The sequence below is a fragment of the Streptomyces sp. NPDC002817 genome, assembly GCF_053592055.1.
The window spans coordinates 126,621-144,794 of record NZ_JBSFUY010000027.1; the positions used below are offsets into that span (position 1 = coordinate 126,621).

An 18,174-nucleotide genomic window follows, 5' to 3' on the forward strand; every position below is an offset into this window, starting at 1 on the left:
GTACCATGTGCGCTGTTGACGAGTCCAGATGAAAGAGCAGGCAGCCGGTGGCACGAGGCAGCGCACGCCCCACCAGCCGCGACGTCGCCCAAGCCGTCGGCGTCTCCCAGGCCGCCGTCTCCCTGGTGCTCGGCGACAAGTGGCGAGGCCGCGTCTCCGAAGCCACGGCGGAACGCGTACGCCGAGCCGCCCGCGAACTCGGCTACCGGCCCAACCTCGCCGCCCGCAACCTCCGCCTCGGCCGCACCCGCACAGTCCTGCTCGTCGTCCCCGCCCTGACCACGGAATTCTTCGCCGGCGTCTACACCGGGGCCGCACGCATCGCCGCCGCACACGGCTTCGGCGTCGTCCTGTACCCCTCCCCCGAAGGCGTCGGCCCCGCCAGAGACCCCTTCGCCTCCGCCCAGGCCGCCCTGGACGGCGTCCTCGCCTCCTCCATGGCCGCCGACGCCCTCACCGCCATCCGCGGCGACCAACTGCCCCTCGTGATGCTCGACAGCGACCCCCACGGCAGCCTGGGCGCGGCCACCGTGAACCTCGACATCGCCGACGGCACCCGCCAGGTCGCCGACCACCTGCTGAACCTGGGCCACCGACGCTTCCTGCACCTGGCCGCCGACATCCCCTCCTGGACCTTCGAGGTACGCGCCCGCGAGCTCGCCGCACGCCTCGCGACAGTGCCGGGCACCTCACTGCACACAGCACACACCCCCATGTCCATCGAAGGCGCCCTGACAGCCACGGAGACAGCACTCCACACACCCGGCCCCCACCCCACCGCCGTGGTCTGCGACGACGACAAACTGGCGGCCGGCGCCTACAAAGCCCTGCGCCGACGAGGCCTGCGCATCCCCGACGACGTCTCCGTCACGGGTGTGGACGACATCGCCCTCGCCGCCGCCCTCGACCCGGAACTGACCACCGTACGACTCGACGCCGAACTGTTCGGCGAGCACGGCATGCGCGCCCTGCTGGCGGTCCTGGAGGGCCATACGCCCGACGCAGGGGACATCCCCGTCGAGTTGGTCGTACGAGGCTCCACGGCACCCCCCGCCACCCCCTGAACGCCCTGTGCCCCGGCCGAGTCGACGGCCGGGGCACACACAAGGGCGAGGTGAGACGCGGGACTACTCCTCCTCGGAGCTCTCCGCCTCGGTGGCCGCGCCACCCGCCTCGAGAAGCCGGTCGAGCTGACGGCCCACGATGCGCTTGAACTTACGCTGCTGCGGACGCGTACGGTCCAGCACCGCGACCTCCAGACGCTCGGCGGGGATCTCCCGCTCCGTGCCGTTGGTGTCCCGGGACAAGGCCTGGACGGCCAGCTTCAGGGCCTCGGCGAGGCTCATGCCGTCCTGATGACGCTGATCGAGATAGCCACTGATCTGCTCGGCATTGCCACCCACCGCGACCGAGCCGTGCTCGTCCACGATCGAACCGTCATGCGGCAGCCGATAGATCTGATCACCCTCGGGCGTCTCACCCACCTCGGCGACGACCAGCTCCACCTCGTACGGCTTCTCGGCCGCACTGGAGAAGATCGTGCCCAGCGTCTGGGCATAGACATTGGCCAGACCACGGGCGGTCACGTCATCACGGTCATAGGTGTACCCACGCAGATCCGCGTAGCGCACACCACCGATCCGCAGATTCTCGTACTCGTTGTACTTACCGGCGGCCGCGAAGCCGATCCGGTCATAGATCTCGCTGAACTTGTGCAGCGCACGGGACGGATTCTCACCGACGAAGACAATGCCGTCGGCATACTGCAGCACGACCAGGCTGCGACCGCGGGCGATGCCCTTGCGGGCGTATTCCGCCCGGTCGGCCATCGCCTGCTGGGGGGAGACATAGAACGGCGTCGACACCGGTTATCCGTCCCTTTCTGTCGAAGTCACTGCGATCACCTTGCAAGCACCGGATCCGCCGCTACAGCAGCGCGGCCCGCGGACCGTCAGGCTGCTCCAGACGCCGCTCCAGGATCGAGCGGGCGATCTCGGAGGACTCATCGTCCGTGAGCCGGCGGAAGCCGTCCTCGGTGATCACGGTGACGATCGGATAGATCCGGCGGGCGACATCGGGACCACCGGTCGCCGAGTCGTCGTCAGCCGCGTCATACAAGGCCTGCACCACCAGCATGGTGGCCTCGGCCTCGGACAGACCGTCATGGAAGAACTTCTTCATCGCACCCCGGGCGAAGATCGAGCCCGAGCCGGTGGCGGCGAAGTTGTGCTCCTCGGAACGGCCACCGGTGACGTCGTAGGAGAAGATACGGCCCTTGCCACGGTCCACGTCGAACCCGGCGAACAGCGGCACCACGGCCAGGCCCTGCATGGCCATGCCGAGGTTGGAACGGATCATGGTCGACAGCCGGTTCGCCTTGCCCTCCAGCGAGAGCTGCGCCCCCTCGACCTTCTCGAAGTGCTCCAGCTCCAGCTGGAACAGCTTCACCATCTCCACGGCCAGACCAGCGGTACCGGCGATGCCGACGGCCGAGTACTCGTCCGCCGGGAACACCTTCTCGATGTCCCGCTGCGCGATGACATTGCCCATCGTGGCCCGCCGGTCACCGGCGAGCACCACCCCGCCCGGGAAGGTCACGCCGACGATCGTGGTGCCGTGCGGCGCCTCGATCACGCCCTGAGTCGGCGGCAGTTGGCGGTTACCCGGCAGCATCTCCGGCTGATGCGCGGACAGGAAGTCCATGAAGGAGGCGGACCCAGGCGTCAGGAAGGCAGCTGGTAGACGCCCGGTGCTACGAGTGTTGGCTTCCACGCGTTTCCTTCCAGGTAATCGGCAGCTCGGCTCATCGCTTCGGGGTCGTCCCTCAACAGGCCGAGGCCGGAATTGCAGTTGAAGCACAGTACGCCACGGACCCTACCCGTCTTGTGGCAGTGATCCACATGAACGGCCGGAGCCTTTAGGCAGATGACACAGAGCCCCTTTTGAGAGGCGACCAGCTCGTCATACTCGGCTTCGGTCATGCCGTACCGACGTTTCAGGTGATCTTGCCGCCCACGCTCAGCCCGGCACGCCTTGCAGCGCGACGCAAACCCGTCCGTGGCCGAGGCTTTTCGATGCCAATCCGAGTGCGGCTTGCTCAACCCGCACCCCTGACAGTGCTTGTAGCCCTCCGAGACGGCCCCGGAAGCCGGGACCGTCCTCCCCATGACCTGCTGCCGCTTCCGATCGGACTCAGCAGCACACTCACGACAACGGTGCTGCAAGCCGTCGAGGTTTGTGCGCTTGGGCGCGAAGGCTGCGCGCGGCTTGGGCTCACCACACCGCACACAGCGCTTCATCTCCGAATCGACGACCACCACTCCACCCCGTCCACCTTCGAATCGAAGGGAAAAGCGGCTTACTGGCCACCCTTCTGAACGAATGACCGCACGAAGTCCTCGGCATTCTCTTCTAGGACGTCGTCGATTTCGTCCAGAACCGAGTCCACGTCATCGCTCAGCTTCTCGTGCCGCTCCTTGAGGTCCTCGGTGGCTGCCGCTTCCGGCGCCGCCTCCTCGACTTCCTCGGTGGAACGTGTGGCCTTCTGCTGGCCGCCGCCGGTGTCCTTGGTTGACATAACCCTCACCCCGCTCGTTTCGCCCGACATGGTCGCCAGGTCGGCTATCCGCCGATCGGTGATGATCAGACCCTACAAGCCCGGTCTGACATCGGCCCCGCAGTTTCCTCAACGTACGGGGGCCACCTCGATGATTCCCGGACGTCGGGATTTCCACCCTGTCCGGAGGTCTCGTTCCGGGTACCCGCTCAGCCGCCCGAGAGGACCCTGACCAGGTCTTCCGCCGTGCGACAGCGGTCCAGGAGCTCCTTGACGTGATTACGCGTTCCGCGAAGCGGTTCCAGGGTTGGAACGCGCTGCAGAGAGTCCCGCCCCGGCAGATCGAAGATCACCGAGTCCCAGGAGGCCGCGGCGACGTCGTCCGCGTACTGCTCGAGGCAACGACCCCGGAAGTACGCGCGCGTGTCCTCCGGCGGCTTCGTACGGGCCCGCTCGACGTCGGACTCGTCCAGGAGACGCTTGATCCTGCCGCGCGCGGCGAGACGGTTGTAGAGGCCCTTCTCGGCCCGTACGTCTGCGTACTGGAGGTCGAGGAGGTGGAGCTTGGCGGCGTCCCAGTCGAGGTCGTCGCGGCGCCGGTAGCCCTCCATGAGCTCGCGCTTGGCGACCCAGTCCAGCTCGCCGGCGAGGCTCATGGGGTCGTTCTCGAGCCGGTTGAGAGTGTCCTCCCAGCGGGCCAGGACGTCCTTGGTCTGCTCGTCCGCGTCCGCGCCGAAGCGCTCCTCCACGTACTTGCGCGACAGCTCGAAGTACTCCATCTGCAGCTGGACCGCGGTAAGTGTGCGGCCGCTGCGAAGGGTGACCAGGCGCTGGAGCGTCGGGTCGTGGGAGACCTGGTGGAGGGTACGTACGGGCTGGTCCACCGCCAGGTCGACGGCGATGAAGCCGTCCTCGATCATGGACAGCACCAGGGCCGTGGTGCCGAGCTTGAGGTAGGTGGAGATCTCCGAGAGGTTCGCGTCGCCGATGATCACGTGGAGGCGGCGGTACTTCTCGGCGTCCGCGTGCGGCTCGTCGCGGGTGTTGATGATGGGGCGCTTGAGGGTGGTCTCGAGGCCGACCTCGACCTCGAAGTAGTCGGCGCGCTGGCTGATCTGGAAGCCGTGTTCGTGGCCGTCCTGGCCGATGCCGACGCGGCCCGCTCCGGCGAAGACCTGGCGGGAGACGAAGAAGGGCGTGAGGTGGCGCACGATGTCCGAGAAGGGGGTCTCCCGCTTCATCAGGTAGTTCTCGTGCGTGCCGTAGGAGGCACCCTTGTTGTCGGTGTTGTTCTTGTAGAGGTGGATCGGCTGGGCACCGGGGAGCTGTGCCGCGCGTTCGGCGGCTTCCGCCATGATGCGCTCGCCGGCTTTGTCCCAGAGGACGGCGTCGCGTGGGTTGGTGACCTCGGGGGCGCTGTACTCGGGGTGTGCGTGGTCGACGTACAGGCGTGCGCCGTTGGTGAGGATGACGTTGGCGAGGCCGATGTCCTCGTCGGTGAGCTGGCTGGAGTCGGCGGATTCGCGGGCGAGGTCGAAGCCCCGCGCGTCCCGCAGCGGGTTCTCCTCCTCGAAGTCCCAGCGGGCCCGCCGGGCCCGGTGCATCGCCGCCGCGTAGGCGTTGACGATCTGGGACGAGGTGAGCATGGCATTGGCGTTGGGGTGGCCGGGGACGGAGATCCCGTACTCCGTCTCGATGCCCATTACTCGCCGTACAGTCATGCGGCCCTCCTTGCCCGGCGGCGCCCTCGGTCGGGGGCGGCGCTCAAGTACCGCTGGCGCTCCGGTGCGTGTGCGGTGCCCGTCCCCGCACTGCGCGACTCGGCGGTACCGAAGAGCCTAGAACGGCTTTGCGCTGGTGGGGAGATCATTTGCGTCATTGCCTTGCACGCCTCTTGTTCCGGTTAGTTGCCTGAAAAACAGTCGGCTGCGGGTACCCGGTGAGGGCACCCGCAGCCGCCCCGCTTTTACAGGTACTGCCCGGTGTTGGCCACCGTGTCGATGGAGCGTCCGGTGTCGGCACCCTGCTTCCCGGTGATGAGGGTACGGATGTAGACGATCCGTTCGCCCTTCTTTCCGGAGATCCGGGCCCAGTCGTCCGGGTTGGTGGTGTTCGGCAGGTCCTCGTTCTCCTTGAACTCGTCCACGCAGGCCTGGAGGAGGTGGGAGACGCGAAGGCCCTTGGCGTTGTGGTCGAGGAAGTCCTTGATCGCCATCTTCTTGGCGCGGCCCACGATGTTCTCGATCATGGCGCCGGAGTTGAAGTCCTTGAAGTAGAGGACTTCCTTGTCGCCGTTGGCGTAGGTGACTTCCAGGAAGCGGTTCTCCTCGGACTCGGCGTACATGTGTTCCACGGCGGTCTGGATCATGCTCTGGACCGTGGTGGTCTTGCTGCCGCCGTGCTCACCGACGTCGTCGGAGTGCAGCGGGAGGCGCTCGGTCAGGTACTTGCCGAAGATGTCCTTGGCGGCCTCGGCGTCGGGACGCTCGATCTTGATCTTCACGTCCAGGCGGCCGGGGCGCAGGATGGCGGGGTCGATCATGTCCTCGCGGTTGGAGGCGCCGATCACGACCACGTTCTGCAGGCCTTCCACGCCGTCGATCTCGGCGAGCAGCTGCGGGACGATGGTGTTCTCCACGTCCGAGCTGACACCGGAGCCGCGGGTGCGGAAGAGGGATTCCATCTCGTCGAAGAAGACGATGACGGGTGTGCCCTCGGAGGCCTTCTCACGTGCACGCTGGAAGACGAGGCGGATCTGCCGCTCGGTCTCGCCGACGTACTTGTTGAGGAGTTCGGGGCCCTTGATGTTGAGGAAGAAGCTCTTGCCGGTGGCCTGTCCGGTCACCTCGGCGACCTTCTTGGCGAGCGAGTTGGCGACGGCCTTGGCGATGAGTGTCTTGCCGCATCCGGGGGGCCCGTACAGCAGGACGCCCTTGGGCGGCCGCAGTTCGTGCTCCTTGAACAGGTCGGGGTAGAGGTACGGGAGCTCGACCGCGTCGCGGATCGCCTCGATCTGGCCGCCCAGACCGCCGATCTGCTCGTAGCCGATGTCCGGGACCTCTTCGAGGACGAGTTCCTCGACCTCGCTCTTCGGTACGACTTCGTAGACATATCCGGAACGGGGTTCGAGGAGCAGGGCGTCGCCGGGACGGATGACTACGTCCAGCAGCGGCTCGGCGAGCCGCACCACCCTTTCCTCGTCGGTGTGCCCCTGCACCAGTGCGCGTTCGCCGTCCTCGAGGATCTCCTTGAGGGTGACGATGTCGCCGACGCTCTCGAACTCCATGGCCTCGACCACGTTGAGTGCTTCGTTGAGCATCAGTTCCTGGCCGCGCCGGAGTTCTTCGAGCTCGACGCTGGGGCTGACGTTCACCCGGAGTTTGCGTCCTCCGGTGAAGATGTCTGCGGTGCCGTCCTCGTTGGCCTGCAGGAAGACACCGAAGCCGGCCGGGGGCTGTGCGAGCCGGTCGACTTCCTCCTTGAGGGCCACGATCTGGTCGCGGGCCTCGCGGAGCGTGTTGGCAAGTCGCTCGTTCTGGGCGGACACGCCGGCCAGATTGGTCTGCAGTTCGACGATCCGCTCTTCGAGAATTCTCGTGTGCCGCGGAGAGTCGGCGAGCTTGCGTCGCAGGACGGCGATCTCCTGCTCAAGGTAGGCAATCTGCCCGGCCGGGTCGTCGGACCCTCGTCCCGGGCGGATGCCGCGGTTCATGTCGTCGTCGTGGGCTGCCACGGTCCTCACCTCCTCCAAGGGGAGCTGGACGCTTCCAGACCCTACCTGGGTGGGTGTCGATTGAAACCCCTAGATCACAATGAGTGTCAAGGTGTGTCGTCGGTCACCCTGCGCCATCCCTCTACGCCGTGTGGATACCCAGTGAACGTGCTTCAGAAGCGGACTGTTCCAAGGTCGGAGTGCTCGAAATCTTCCACGGTGGGCCCGAGTTGCCCACAGCGTCGCCGGTCGGGGGCCCGCGGAGCAGCGGCTCGGACGCCCGCGGCCCACTCCACCGGGGCTCCGGTTCGACTCGATCGCGTCTTGAGTTCGTTGACGGAGCGTGTACGGACGGGCGGGACGTGTCACTGTCCGGGGCGCCCTCCGAGGGACCGTCGGGCGGGGGTGGCCGGGGGTAGGGTCGTGGGTGTTCAGCACCCGACGGGGCAGGAGACATGAGCGTGCAGCAGGAAGCCGTGGCCGACGGTGAGGCTCTCGAGGTCTGGATCGATCAGGATCTCTGTACCGGCGACGGCATCTGTGCGCAGTACGCGCCCGAGGTGTTCGAGCTGGACATCGACGGCCTGGCCTATGTGAAGGGCACGGGCGACGAGCTGCTGCAGGACAAGGGCGCGACGACGCCGGTACCGCTGACGTTGCTGACGGACGTGGTTGACTCGGCCAAGGAGTGTCCCGGCGAGTGCATCCATGTGCGCCGGGTGTCGGATCTGGTCGAGGTCTACGGGCCCGAGGCGGATTGAGTCGTCGGGTGCCCTGCGCGCGTACTTAGACGCTGTGGGCGCCTGCGGGTGTGGAGCGGACGAACGCGCCGTCCTTCCACTGCCACTTGGCGCTCGTGTTCACGTCGGGGCAGCAACTGGGTACGGAGTCCGAGGAGTAGCCGACCATGTCGGCGGCGACCGTTGCGTCGGAGACCGTGAGGGTCTTGACGGTGACGCGGTCCTTGGGGTCCACGAGGGTCGCCACGACGCGGGGGGTCTTGGCGTCGGTGGCCTGGGTGAGCACGTAGACGCCGTCGGGTGGGGTGCCCATGGGGGCGTCGCAGTGGACGACCGCCACGGTCTCGGGCCTGCCGTCGCCGTCGAGGTCGCCGGAGGCCTTCTTCACCACCAGTGCCTTGACCGGGCCGCATTCGATCGGGAAGTCGACTTCGGTGGGGTCGGGGGCGGTGACGGCGGTGGGGGCGCTGTGTGACTGGGGGCCGGCGGCCTGGGCGGCGGTGGCCGGATTCGGCTGGAGTACCGAGGAGAGCGCTATGACGCCGGCGACTGCTGTGGCGGTGGCGACCCAGTGGATGGGGCGGGTGTGGGTGTGAGCGAGTTCCGGGACCGCGGATTGCTGCACTGAGGGTGACTCCCGAGAGGGCTGGTGCCGGTGGGGGTGGCCAGCATGGTGCCACACGTCACAGCGCGGCGGAACGGCGGGGTCGGTGCTTGTCGGCTCGCGGCCTTGCGTTTTCTGGTGCGGTGTCAAGGAAAAGGCGCTGTGGCCGAGTTCCTCGACGACTGTCGGGAACTCGGCCACAGCGCGGTTGCGTTGTACGCGGCACGGGGCCACCTCAGCGGCCGGAGCCTCCGTCGGCGTTCGGACCGGTGTAGTCCTCGCCGTAGGCGCCCTTGGCGGGGCGGCGGCGGCGCATGGGCGGCTCGACGCCGTCCGCGAGGCGGCGGGCGGTGAGCAGGAACCCGGTGTGGCCGATCATCCGGTGGTCCGGGCGGACTGCCAGGCCTTCGACATGCCAGTTGCGGATCATCGTCTCCCAGGAGGTCGGCTCGTTGAAGCTGCCGATCTCGCGGATGGATTCGACGGTCCGGGCGAGCTGGGTGGTGGTCGCGACGTAGCAGCAGAGGATGCCGCCGGGGACCAGCGCCTTGGAGACGGCCTCCAGGCATTCCCAGGGGGCGAGCATGTCGAGGATGACGCGGTCGACGTCGGTGTCGGACAGGTTGTCCTGGAGGTCTCCGACGGTGAGCTGCCAGGCGGGGTGCGGGCCGCCGAAGTAGCGCTCCACGTTCTGCTGGGCGATCTCCGCGAAGTCCTCGCGGCGCTCGTAGCTGTGCAGCATGCCCTGGTCGCCGATGGCGCGCAGCAGGAAGCTGCTGAGCGAGCCGGAGCCGACGCCGGCTTCGACGACGCGTGCGCCGGGGAAGATGTCGGCGAAGGCGAGGATCTGCCCCGCGTCCTTGGGGTAGACCACGGCGGCGCCGCGGGGCATGGACAGGACATAGTCGGGGAGCAGGGGGCGCAGCGCGAGGTAGGCGACGTTCCCGGTGGTGCGGACAACGCTGCCCTCGGGAGCGCCGATCAGTTCGTCGTGCGGGAAGGAACCCTTGTGGGTGTGGAAGTTCTTCCCGGCCTCGAGCGTGAACGTGTAGTGGCGGCCCTTGGGGTCGGTCAGCTGAACCTGGTCCCCGACCTTGAAGGGCCCGCGCCTGCGGGCGGCACCGGTCGGTTCGGACATGTGAACAGACTACCGGGGTTTGTGGAGGGCGCCGACCACGTGGGGTTCAGTTGGGGCGGGCCATGGCCTTGACGAAGGCGCGCTCGACGTCGGCGGCGGACAGGACGCCGTAGATCTCTCCGGTCTCCTCCACCACCAGGTACTCGGTGGCGGGGGTGGCGCGCAGGGTGTCCAGGAGGTCCTCGCCGGCGAGTTCGACGGAGACGCGCATGCCGTCGGTGAGGTCCTGCGCGAGGCCGCTGACGGCGACCCAGGGGCGGCGGTGTTCGGGGACGCCGACGATGGCGGCCTCGCGGACGAGGGAGAGGGGTTCGCCGTCGGCGTCGACGACGACCAGGGCGCGGGCGCCGGCTTCGTTGGCGCGGCGCAGGGCCTCCGACAGCGGGGTGTCGGTCTCGACCGGGACGGCGCGGCGGGTGAGGCTGCGGGCGCGTAGGTCGGGGAGGTGTTCGCGCAGGCGGGCCATGCGGAGGCTGTTGCCGGCGCCGGTCCAGATGATCGCGGCGAGGATGGCGGCGAGCAGGGCGTCCATCACGGTGTCCATGCCGACGTTGTCCTCGGCGTTGGAGCCGAGTGCCCCGGACTGGGTGAGCAGGGGGAGGCCGATGAGGACGGAGACGGCGAGGGCGCGGCCGACCCAGGCGGCGGCGATGGTGCCGCTCATGGGTTTGCCGGTGATCTTCCAGACGACCGCGCGGAGCATGCGGCCGCCGTCGAGGGGCAGGCCGGGCAGGAGGTTGAAGGCGGCCACGATGAGGTTGGAGATCATCAGGCCGGCCAGCAGGACGCCGGGGACGGTGCCGGGTTCCACGGGCTGCATGGCGAGGTAGAAGAGGCCGGCGAGGACGAGGGAGAGGAGTGGGCCGACGAAGGCCAGTACGAACTCCCGGCCCGGGGTCTCGGCTTCCTTCTCGATCTCGGAGACACCGCCGAAGAACTGGAGCTGGATGCGGCGTACGGGCAGCTTGAAGCGCAGGGCGGCGACGGTGTGGGCGAGTTCGTGCACGAGCACGGAGGCGTAGAAGGCGACCGCGAAGAAGAGCGACACGAGGTAGCGGGCGGCCCCGAGTTCGGGCAGGACGCGGTCCAGCTGGCCGCCGAACACCCAGGTGATGAGGGCCGCGACGAGGAACCAGCTGGGCGCGACGTACACGGGCACGCCGAAGGGGCGTCCCATGAGGAGCCCGCCGCCGGGGTCTTTCTGGCGGCGGGGCGGGCGGCTCTTGGCCGTGCCGGAGTGGGCGAGGGTGCGGTCGGGGTGGGTGTGCGGGGCGTCCGTGGGAGGGGCGGGGCGGTCCTCGGGTGCTGGTTCCGTGCCGGATCCGTCGGCGGCGGGGTGCTCCGGGGTGTGCTGAGACGGGGTGGCGTCGGCGGGGGGCCGCTCCTCCGTGTCTTGCTTGGTGTCCTCGCCTGAGGCAGGAGTCGTCGCGGCAGTCTTCTCCGCGGTCTCGCTGTCGTGCTTCGACGCGTCCGCGGAGTCTTCCTCGGAGCGGACGGCGGCAGCGGCGTCGGCGCCCTGCGCAGGGGCGTCCACGTCGGGGTGTTCGGGGTCGGCAGTCGGGGCCGCAGGGCCTGCGTGGTGCTGGGCCGGCTCGTCGTTGCCGGACCGCGGCTGCCCGCTCCCGCCGCTCTCGTCCACGGTGTCCCCTCGTTCGAAGCGTCTTCCGCGCCTGCCGGCGGAAGGGTCTCGGGACGATGGTATGCGGCGGTCGTCACGCGTTCCGCCCCGGCACCCCCTCTGTTTTCTCTGTTGTCGCAGGGGGCTCGGCCGCGACTGGGTCACTGTCAGTGGCGGGCCGTAAGGTCTGGGGTCATGGAGACGAGCACAGAGGGTGCGGCCGAGACCCCCGGCGGCGGGATCGCGGAAGTGGATCCGCCGGTACCGGACGAGCAGGCGACGACGCAGGAGACGGCGGCCGTCGCCGAGGCACGTGTCGCCATAGCGCCCGCGTCCCTGTCGCCCTCGCGTGCCAGTGACTTCATGCAGTGCCCGCTGCTGTACCGGTTCCGGGTGATCGACCGGCTGCCGGAGAAGCCCAGCGAGGCGGCGACGCGGGGCACTTTGGTGCACGCGGTCCTCGAGCGGCTCTTCGACGCCCCGGCGGCGGAGCGGACGCCGCCGCGGGCCAAGTCGCTCATCCCGGGTCAGTGGGACCGGCTGCGGGAGACCCGGCCGGAGGTCGTGGAGCTGTTCGCGGACGATCCGGAGGGCGAGCGGCTGGCGCGGTGGCTGGGTGAGGCCGAGCAACTCGTCGAGCGGTGGTTCGGCCTGGAGGACCCGACCCGGCTGGAGCCCGCCGAGCGCGAGCTGTTCGTGGAGGCCGTGCTGGACTCGGGGCTGAAGCTGCGCGGGATCATCGACCGGGTGGATGTGGCGCCGACGGGGGATGTCCGCATCGTCGACTACAAGACCGGCAAGGCGCCCAGGCCGGAGTACGCCGAGGGCGCCCTGTTCCAGATGAAGTTCTACGCCCTGGTGGTCTGGCGGCTGAAGAACGTGATCCCGCGCCGTCTCCAGCTCGTCTACCTCGGCAGCGGTGACGTCCTGACGTACGACCCGGTCCTCGCCGACCTGGAGCGTGTCGAGCGCAAGCTGCTCGCGCTGTGGGAGGCGATCCGGCTGGCGACGGAGACGGGCGACTGGCGCCCTCGCCCGACCAAGCTGTGCGGCTGGTGCGACCACCAGGCCCACTGCCCGGAGTTCGGCGGCACTCCACCGCCGTATCCCCTGGCGGTGAGGGCGGCCGAGTCCGGCGACGACCAGCAGGGCAGAATGGGGCCGGACTAGCGAAGGAGACTCACGTGGCCATCCGCGTCCTACTGGTCGACGACCAGCCGCTGCTGCGCACCGGCTTCCGGATGATCCTGGAAGCCGAGCAGGACATCGCTGTGGTCGGCGAGGCCGGCGACGGGCTCCAGGCGCTCGACCAGGTGCGGGCCTTGCAGCCCGACGTGGTCCTGATGGACATCCGCATGCCGCGGATGGACGGTGTGGAGGCAACCCGGCAGATCACCGGCCCCGGGCGGGACGGCCCGGCGAAGGTGTTGGTACTGACCACTTTCGATCTCGACGAGTACGTGGTGGAGGCGTTGCGGGCGGGGGCCAGCGGCTTCCTGCTCAAGGACGCCCCGGCCAACGAGCTCGTGCAGGCGATCCGTGTGGTCGCCGCCGGTGAGGCGATGCTCGCGCCGAGCATCACGCGCCGGTTGCTCGACAAGTACGCCACTCATCTGCCCTCGGGCGACGACCCCGTCCCGGACACCTTGCACACGCTCACCGACCGTGAGGTCGAGGTGCTGAAGCTGGTGGCGCGCGGGCTGTCCAACGCCGAGATCGCCGCGGACCTGTTCGTGAGCGAGACCACCGTGAAGACGCATGTGGGTCACGTCCTCACCAAGCTGGGGCTGCGCGACCGGGTGCAGGCGGCGGTGTACGCGTACGAGAGCGGTCTGGTGCGCCCCGGCGCGCAGTAGGAGCACGTCGTACGACGGCCGAGGGCGCCCCTTCGTGAGAAGAGGCGCCCTTCGTCGTGTCCGGATGTCCGGCCTCAGCCCTTGCTGATCTCCCAGAAGCGGAAGACCGTCGAGGCGTCCAGGCAGTACTCCAGGCCGTAGACGTCATCGCGGACGACCGCGTACTGCTTGGCCTGCCAGAGCGGGATGACCGGGAGCTCTTCGGCGACCAGGTCCTGGAGGCGGCCGTAGTCGTTGTCGGTCGCGGCGCGGTCGCTCTGGGCGGCCGTGCGCGGGATGAGGGTGCCGGTGATCGTGTTGTTGTCGTAGTTGTTGTCCAGCACGTTGCCCTTGCCGAAGAAGGGGGCCGTGAAGTTGTCGGGGTCCGGGTAGTCGGGCACCCAGCCCTTCACGTAGACGCCGTACTTGCCGTCGGCGATGTCCTTCTCGTACTGCTCGAAGTCGACGGACTTGACGTCGGCGTCGAACAGGCCGCTCTTGTTGAGCTGTCCGGCGATCGCCTTGAGCTCCTGGTCGGTGGCCGGGCCGTAGCGGGTGGGGGTCGACCAGAGGGTCAGCTTGACCTTGCCGGTGATGCCGTCGGCGTCCAGGGCCGCGGCGGCCTTGGTCTTGGACGGGTTGGCGCCGTAGGTGTCGAAGAAGGCCGTGTTGTGGCCCGCGATACCGGCCGGGATGATCGAGTACAGCGAGGTGGCGGTGCCCTGGTAGACCTCGGTCATGAGGGCGTCGCGGTCGAGCAGGTAGGCGATGGCCTTGCGCACTCCGAGCTGTCCGGCGACCGGGTCGTTCATGTTGAAGACCAGGTGCTGGACCTCGGCGCTGGTGCCGTCGACGATCTCGACGCCCGCGTCGGTACCGGCGGCCTCGATGTCGGCGATGTCGCCGGCGCTGAGGCCTCGGTAGGCGATGTCGATCTTGTTGTCGATCAGGGACTGCTTGAGCTCGTCCTGGTCGCCGTGGAAGAACTTCAGGGTGACGCCGGAGTTCTGTACGTCGGCGGTGCCCTTGTAGTTCTCGTTGACGGAGAAAACGGCTTCGTCGTCGCCGAACGAGTCCAGCTTGTAGGGGCCGGAGCCGACCGCCTCGCCGTCCTTGCGCAGCCCGTCTGCGTCGTACTGCTGGTGGTCGACGATGGAGCCGGCGCCGGAGGCGATCTTGCTCGGGAAGGTGGCGTCGGGCGTGTTCAGCTTGAAGACGACCGTCTCCTCGTCCGGCGTCTCGACCTTTTCGAGCATGGGGAACATGATGGCGGGACCGGCATCGTCGTTGATCTTCAGCAGGCGGTCGAAGGAGAACTTGACGTCCTCCGAGGTGAGCGAGTCACCGTTGCTGAACTGCAGGCCGTCCTTGAGCGTGCACGTGTAGACCTTGGTCTCGGTGTCGCTGAACTCGCAGCTCTCCGCGGCCTCGGGCTCGGGCTCCGTGCCGCCCTTGGGGAAGCTCAGCAGCGACTGGAAGACGTTGTTGAACAACAGCCAGGATCCGGGGTCGTAGCCGGACGCGGGGTCGGTGGCCAGGACGTCGTCCGACATCCCCATCACCACGTTGGAGCCGTCGCTCCCCGAGCCCCCGTTCTCCGTACCGCAGCCGGTCAACAGGCCGGAGGCCAGTCCCGCCATCATCGGCAGGACCGGCCACTGGTTACGCATGTTCACTTGCGGATGCCCTTGTCGTCGGTTGGCGAATCCCGGGGCCGTCGTCCGCGGCCCGGGCAGGGGACGGATCAGCCGCTCACGCCGCGGCTGAGCTCCCACAGCTGAAGGGTCGAGGAGGAGTTGAGGACATAGGCGGTGCCCGTGACGTCGTCGCGGGCGGCGACGTACTGCTTGCCCTGCCACAGCGGCAGCACGGGGACGTCGTCGGCGACGATGTCCTGGATGTCCGTCAGACTGCTGGAGGCGGACAGCCGGTCGGCCTCGCGGCGGGACTCCGGGATCAGGGTGTTGCGGATCTCGCTGTTGGCGTACGGCGAGCCGAGGAAGTTGTCCTTGTCGAGGAACGGCGCGAGGTAGTTGTCGGCGTCCGGGAAGTCGGGGAACCAGCCCATGCCGTAGACGTCGTACTCGCCCTTCTGCTCGGCGGGGCGGAAGGTCGCCCAGGGTGCTCCCTTGATGCTGACGTCGAACAGGCCGCTGTCGTTGAGCTGCTTCTGCAGCTGCTCGAACTCGTTCTTGGTGGCGGCGCCGTAGTGGTCGGTCGTGTAGTGCAGGGTCAGCTTGACCGGGGTGGTGATGCTCGCCTTCGTCAGCAGCGCCTGGGCCTTGGCCTTGCTCGGGTCGCCGTACTTGTTGAAGAACGAGTTGGAGTGGCCGGTGATGCTCGCCGGGACCAGCGAGTACAGCGGCTCGGCCTCGGAGCCGTAGACCTTGGAGACGAGTTCGCTGCGGTTGACGATCTGGGCCATCGCCTGGCGCACGGCCTTGGTCTTGACGGTCTCGGCGTTGGTGTTGAAGGCCAGGTAGCGGATCTCCAGGCCGGGCATCTCGACGAGGTCGACGTCGTCGTCGGAGGAGGCGGAGAGCTTCTCGATCTGCTCGGGCGACATGGTGCGGGACATGACGTCGATGTCACCGTCGTTCAGGGCGGTGCCCATGGCGTCGGCGTCCTCGAAGGAGCGCAGCTCGACCTTGTCGTTGTTCACCTTCAGCGTCCCCTTGTAATGGGGGTTCTTGGTGAACACGGCGTCGACGAGTTCGTCGTTCTTGACGTCGGCCGACATGGTGTACGGGCCGGAGCCGTCGACGTCGAAGCCGTCGCGCAGCTTGCCGCGCTGGTAGTCGTCGGGGTTGACGATGCCGGCGACGGGGGTCGACAGCTTGTACGGGAACGTGGCGTCGGCCGTCTTGAGGTGGAAGATCACCTCGCGGTCGCCCTTGGTCTCGACGGTGTCGACGGTGGACAGCAGGGCGAAGACACCGCTGTCGGCCTTGAGGGAACGGGCGCGGTCGATGGAGTACTTGACGTCCTCGGCCGTGATGGTGTCACCGTTCGCGAACTGCAGGTCCTTGCGCAGGGTGCAGGCGTAGCGCTCGTTGCCGGTGTCGGTGAAGCGGCAGTTCTCGGCGGCCTCGGGCACGGGGTCGCCCTCGCCGCGCGGCTGGATCATCAGGGTCTGCACGGTCTGGCGCAGGATGTTCCAGGTGCCGACGTCGTAGGCGTACGCCGGGTCGAGGGGCGCGGGGGCCTCCTGCGAGGCAGTGAACCGGTCCGTGGTGCCGACGACGATCCCGTCCCCGCCGCCACTGCCACCGTCGGACCCACCGCACGCGGCGAGGACCGGCGCGAGCAGACCGATGACGGCCGGCAGCACCAAAGTCTTGCGGTTCATGCTCGAGTTTCTCCAGAGCTGTTGAGTCCGTGTACCCGGCATGCATGGGTGGTGCGGCGGATCACGGGGGTTTCGTCGATGTTCTCGCGACGAGATTAGTCCGCACCTGCACGAGGGTTGGCGGCCACCGGAGTTGAGCTGCCATCACGCAGCGAAACCGGGTGTGGACGCATTGAAAACCCGACAGGGGAAGGATTCGTGCAGGGTCCCATCAATCGGGACACAAGGGCACGCGCAAGCCGCCCGAACCGGGCGTCGATGCACACAGCCCATCGAGTGTCGATCCCCCGTCGCGTGGGGAACGTCACATCACCAACGGTTTGTGCCCGTACCGGAATTCGGCCATCCATCGAGCCGCGAATTCCTTTGCGTGCGGGCCCGGGAAAAGCGGCCTCTAACGGTGCCGCACGCTGGGTGAACGCTCAGCGCATTTCCGTCATCAGACCGCGCAGAAATGCCAGGTCCACCTCCTCTAGCGAGGTCACGACAGTGCGCCGGGCGGCCGGGGCGATGGGGGCGACCGAAGGCACGGCCACGACATGGCAGCCCGCGGCCTCGGCCGCCGCGATACCGGTCGCGGTGTCCTCCACGACCGCGCATCTGGCCGGATCCGCTCCGAGACCGGCGGCCGCGAAGAGATACGGGTCGGGGTGCGGCTTGGTCCGGGCCACCTCGTCCCCCGCCACCGTGAGCGCGAAGTTCTGGGGGCCGAGCGTGGTGAGCACCCGGTCGATGATGCGCCGGTGCGAGGCGGAGACCAGGGCCGTGGGGATCTCGTACTCGGCGAGCTCGGCCAGCAGCCGGGCGGCGCCCGGCATCAGCGGCAGGGTGCGGCCGATGCGGTCCTCGAACCCCTGGTTGAGCAGCACCGACAGCTCGGCGAGGGTGATGTCGGCACCGGTGGCCTCGATCAGGAACCCCGCGCTGCGGGTCATGGGGCCGCCGACCACCACATGGCGCCATGAGTCGTCGAGGATGTGGCCGAGGCCGGCGAAGATCTCGACCTCGACGTCCCACCAGAACCCCTCGGTGTCGACGAGGGTGCCGTCCATGTCGAGGAGCACCGCCTGCAGGGCTGAGCCTTCGGCCGTACGGGTTACTGGCGCGGGGACCGTGCTGGTCATCCTGGCGCACCTCCTTGAGGGACGATCAGGCCGGCTCCCACGAAGGGAGCCGGCCTGCGGTGGACCGACCAGTGTACGTCGCGGTACGACGACATGCCTTGTTTAACCGGTGTGCCCAGGGGCACACCGGAGTCACGGTGGAGGGGCGCCTCAGCGTGCGTTGAAGTACTTCGCCTCGGGGTGGTGGATCACGATCGCGTCCGTGGACTGCTCGGGGTGCAGCTGGAACTCCTCGGACAGCTGGACGCCGATGCGTTCGGGCTGGAGCAGGTCGGCGATCTTCGCGCGGTCCTCGAGGTTCGGGCAGGCGCCGTAGCCGAGGGAGAAGCGGGCGCCCCGGTACTTCAGGGCGAACATGTCCTCGATGTCGCCCGGGTCCTCACCGGCGAAGCCCAGTTCCGAACGCACGCGCGCGTGCCAGTACTCGGCGAGCGCCTCGGCCAACTGGACGGACAGGCCGTGCAGTTCGAGGTAGTCGCGGTAGGCGTTGGCTTCGAA

General features: G+C 68.2%; 17 protein-coding genes. 4 read left to right on the forward strand and 13 right to left on the reverse strand.

Features of this window, described 5'->3' with window-relative positions; translation table 11 throughout:
- Positions 1-47: 47 nt before the first annotated feature.
- Complete coding sequence (locus ACWD3I_RS36515) at positions 48-1,064, forward strand: LacI family DNA-binding transcriptional regulator (RefSeq protein ID WP_365395675.1); 1,017 nt, start codon at positions 48-50, stop codon at positions 1,062-1,064.
- Between the two features lie 63 nt (positions 1,065-1,127).
- Here the strand turns inward: ACWD3I_RS36515 and prcA are convergent, their stop codons facing one another.
- The 6 genes from prcA to arc form a co-directional block, all read right to left on the reverse strand.
- Positions 1,128-1,865, reverse strand: coding sequence for a proteasome subunit alpha (gene prcA, locus ACWD3I_RS36520; RefSeq protein WP_046261817.1), 738 nt, complete (start codon positions 1,863-1,865; stop codon positions 1,128-1,130).
- Between the two features lie 61 nt (positions 1,866-1,926).
- Positions 1,927-2,772, reverse strand: coding sequence for a proteasome subunit beta (gene prcB, locus ACWD3I_RS36525; RefSeq protein ID WP_365395678.1), 846 nt, complete (start codon positions 2,770-2,772; stop codon positions 1,927-1,929).
- On the reverse strand, positions 2,724-3,299 hold the full coding sequence (locus ACWD3I_RS36530) for an endonuclease VII domain-containing protein (RefSeq protein WP_365395702.1): 576 nt from the start codon (positions 3,297-3,299) through the stop codon (positions 2,724-2,726). The genes prcB and ACWD3I_RS36530 overlap by 49 nt, the downstream gene beginning before the upstream one ends.
- A gap of 59 nt (positions 3,300-3,358) precedes the next feature.
- On the reverse strand, positions 3,359-3,577 hold the full coding sequence (locus ACWD3I_RS36535) for a ubiquitin-like protein Pup (protein ID WP_206327399.1): 219 nt from the start codon (positions 3,575-3,577) through the stop codon (positions 3,359-3,361).
- A gap of 188 nt (positions 3,578-3,765) precedes the next feature.
- Positions 3,766-5,277: a depupylase/deamidase Dop gene (gene dop / locus ACWD3I_RS36540; RefSeq protein WP_353963416.1), complete on the reverse strand. Its 1,512-nt coding sequence runs from the start codon at positions 5,275-5,277 to the stop codon at positions 3,766-3,768.
- A gap of 245 nt (positions 5,278-5,522) precedes the next feature.
- A complete protein-coding gene (gene arc / locus ACWD3I_RS36545) occupies positions 5,523-7,289 on the reverse strand; it encodes a proteasome ATPase (RefSeq protein ID WP_365395682.1) in 1,767 nt (588 codons plus the stop codon).
- Positions 7,290-7,723: 434 nt separating this feature from the next.
- On the opposite strand from arc, the gene ACWD3I_RS36550 reads away from it, so the two are divergent.
- A complete protein-coding gene (locus ACWD3I_RS36550) occupies positions 7,724-8,029 on the forward strand; it encodes a ferredoxin (RefSeq protein WP_266894705.1) in 306 nt (101 codons plus the stop codon).
- A gap of 25 nt (positions 8,030-8,054) precedes the next feature.
- Here the strand turns inward: ACWD3I_RS36550 and ACWD3I_RS36555 are convergent, their stop codons facing one another.
- The 3 genes from ACWD3I_RS36555 to ACWD3I_RS36565 form a co-directional block, all read right to left on the reverse strand.
- Positions 8,055-8,633, reverse strand: a complete 579-nt coding sequence (locus ACWD3I_RS36555; protein WP_365395687.1) for a hypothetical protein — start codon at positions 8,631-8,633, stop codon at positions 8,055-8,057.
- 214 nt (positions 8,634-8,847) lie between these two features.
- Positions 8,848-9,750, reverse strand: coding sequence for a tRNA (adenine-N1)-methyltransferase (locus tag ACWD3I_RS36560; protein ID WP_266833473.1), 903 nt, complete (start codon positions 9,748-9,750; stop codon positions 8,848-8,850).
- Positions 9,751-9,796: 46 nt separating this feature from the next.
- Complete coding sequence (locus ACWD3I_RS36565) at positions 9,797-11,389, reverse strand: site-2 protease family protein (RefSeq protein WP_365413413.1); 1,593 nt, start codon at positions 11,387-11,389, stop codon at positions 9,797-9,799.
- A gap of 174 nt (positions 11,390-11,563) precedes the next feature.
- On the opposite strand from ACWD3I_RS36565, the gene ACWD3I_RS36570 reads away from it, so the two are divergent.
- Both ACWD3I_RS36570 and ACWD3I_RS36575 read left to right on the forward strand, forming a co-directional pair.
- Positions 11,564-12,538 (forward strand): RecB family exonuclease, encoded by a 975-nt coding sequence (locus ACWD3I_RS36570; protein ID WP_365413415.1) that lies wholly within the window; start codon positions 11,564-11,566, stop codon positions 12,536-12,538.
- 14 nt (positions 12,539-12,552) lie between these two features.
- On the forward strand, positions 12,553-13,224 hold the full coding sequence (locus ACWD3I_RS36575) for a response regulator (protein WP_046263744.1): 672 nt from the start codon (positions 12,553-12,555) through the stop codon (positions 13,222-13,224).
- Positions 13,225-13,298: 74 nt separating this feature from the next.
- Here ACWD3I_RS36575 and ACWD3I_RS36580 read toward each other — a convergent pair whose 3' ends face one another.
- From ACWD3I_RS36580 to ACWD3I_RS36595, 4 genes are all read right to left on the reverse strand, one after another.
- On the reverse strand, positions 13,299-14,879 hold the full coding sequence (locus tag ACWD3I_RS36580; protein WP_365413418.1) for an ABC transporter substrate-binding protein: 1,581 nt from the start codon (positions 14,877-14,879) through the stop codon (positions 13,299-13,301).
- A 68-nt stretch (positions 14,880-14,947) separates the two neighbouring features.
- Positions 14,948-16,552, reverse strand: coding sequence for an ABC transporter substrate-binding protein (locus ACWD3I_RS36585; protein ID WP_365413420.1), 1,605 nt, complete (start codon positions 16,550-16,552; stop codon positions 14,948-14,950).
- A 422-nt stretch (positions 16,553-16,974) separates the two neighbouring features.
- Positions 16,975-17,676, reverse strand: coding sequence for an HAD family hydrolase (locus ACWD3I_RS36590; RefSeq protein WP_365413422.1), 702 nt, complete (start codon positions 17,674-17,676; stop codon positions 16,975-16,977).
- A 150-nt stretch (positions 17,677-17,826) separates the two neighbouring features.
- Positions 17,827-18,174 (reverse strand): vitamin B12 dependent-methionine synthase activation domain-containing protein (locus ACWD3I_RS36595; RefSeq protein WP_451084277.1); only part of this gene is annotated, 348 nt, incomplete at its 5' end.

What these genes read in the sequence shown, in the direction of transcription:
- ACWD3I_RS36590 (WP_365413422.1), bottom strand. Translation starts at nt 17,676, where the DNA reads ATGACCAGCACGGTCCCCGCGCCAGTAACCCGTACGGCCGAAGGCTCA.
- ACWD3I_RS36535 (WP_206327399.1), bottom strand. Translation starts at nt 3,577, where the DNA reads ATGTCAACCAAGGACACCGGCGGCGGCCAGCAGAAGGCCACACGTTCC.
- dop (WP_353963416.1), bottom strand. Translation starts at nt 5,277, where the DNA reads ATGACTGTACGGCGAGTAATGGGCATCGAGACGGAGTACGGGATCTCC.
- ACWD3I_RS36560 (WP_266833473.1), bottom strand. Translation starts at nt 9,750, where the DNA reads ATGTCCGAACCGACCGGTGCCGCCCGCAGGCGCGGGCCCTTCAAGGTC.
- ACWD3I_RS36585 (WP_365413420.1), bottom strand. Translation starts at nt 16,552, where the DNA reads ATGAACCGCAAGACTTTGGTGCTGCCGGCCGTCATCGGTCTGCTCGCG.
- ACWD3I_RS36530 (WP_365395702.1), bottom strand. Translation starts at nt 3,299, where the DNA reads ATGAAGCGCTGTGTGCGGTGTGGTGAGCCCAAGCCGCGCGCAGCCTTC.
- ACWD3I_RS36570 (WP_365413415.1), top strand. Translation starts at nt 11,564, where the DNA reads ATGGAGACGAGCACAGAGGGTGCGGCCGAGACCCCCGGCGGCGGGATC.
- ACWD3I_RS36550 (WP_266894705.1), top strand. Translation starts at nt 7,724, where the DNA reads ATGAGCGTGCAGCAGGAAGCCGTGGCCGACGGTGAGGCTCTCGAGGTC.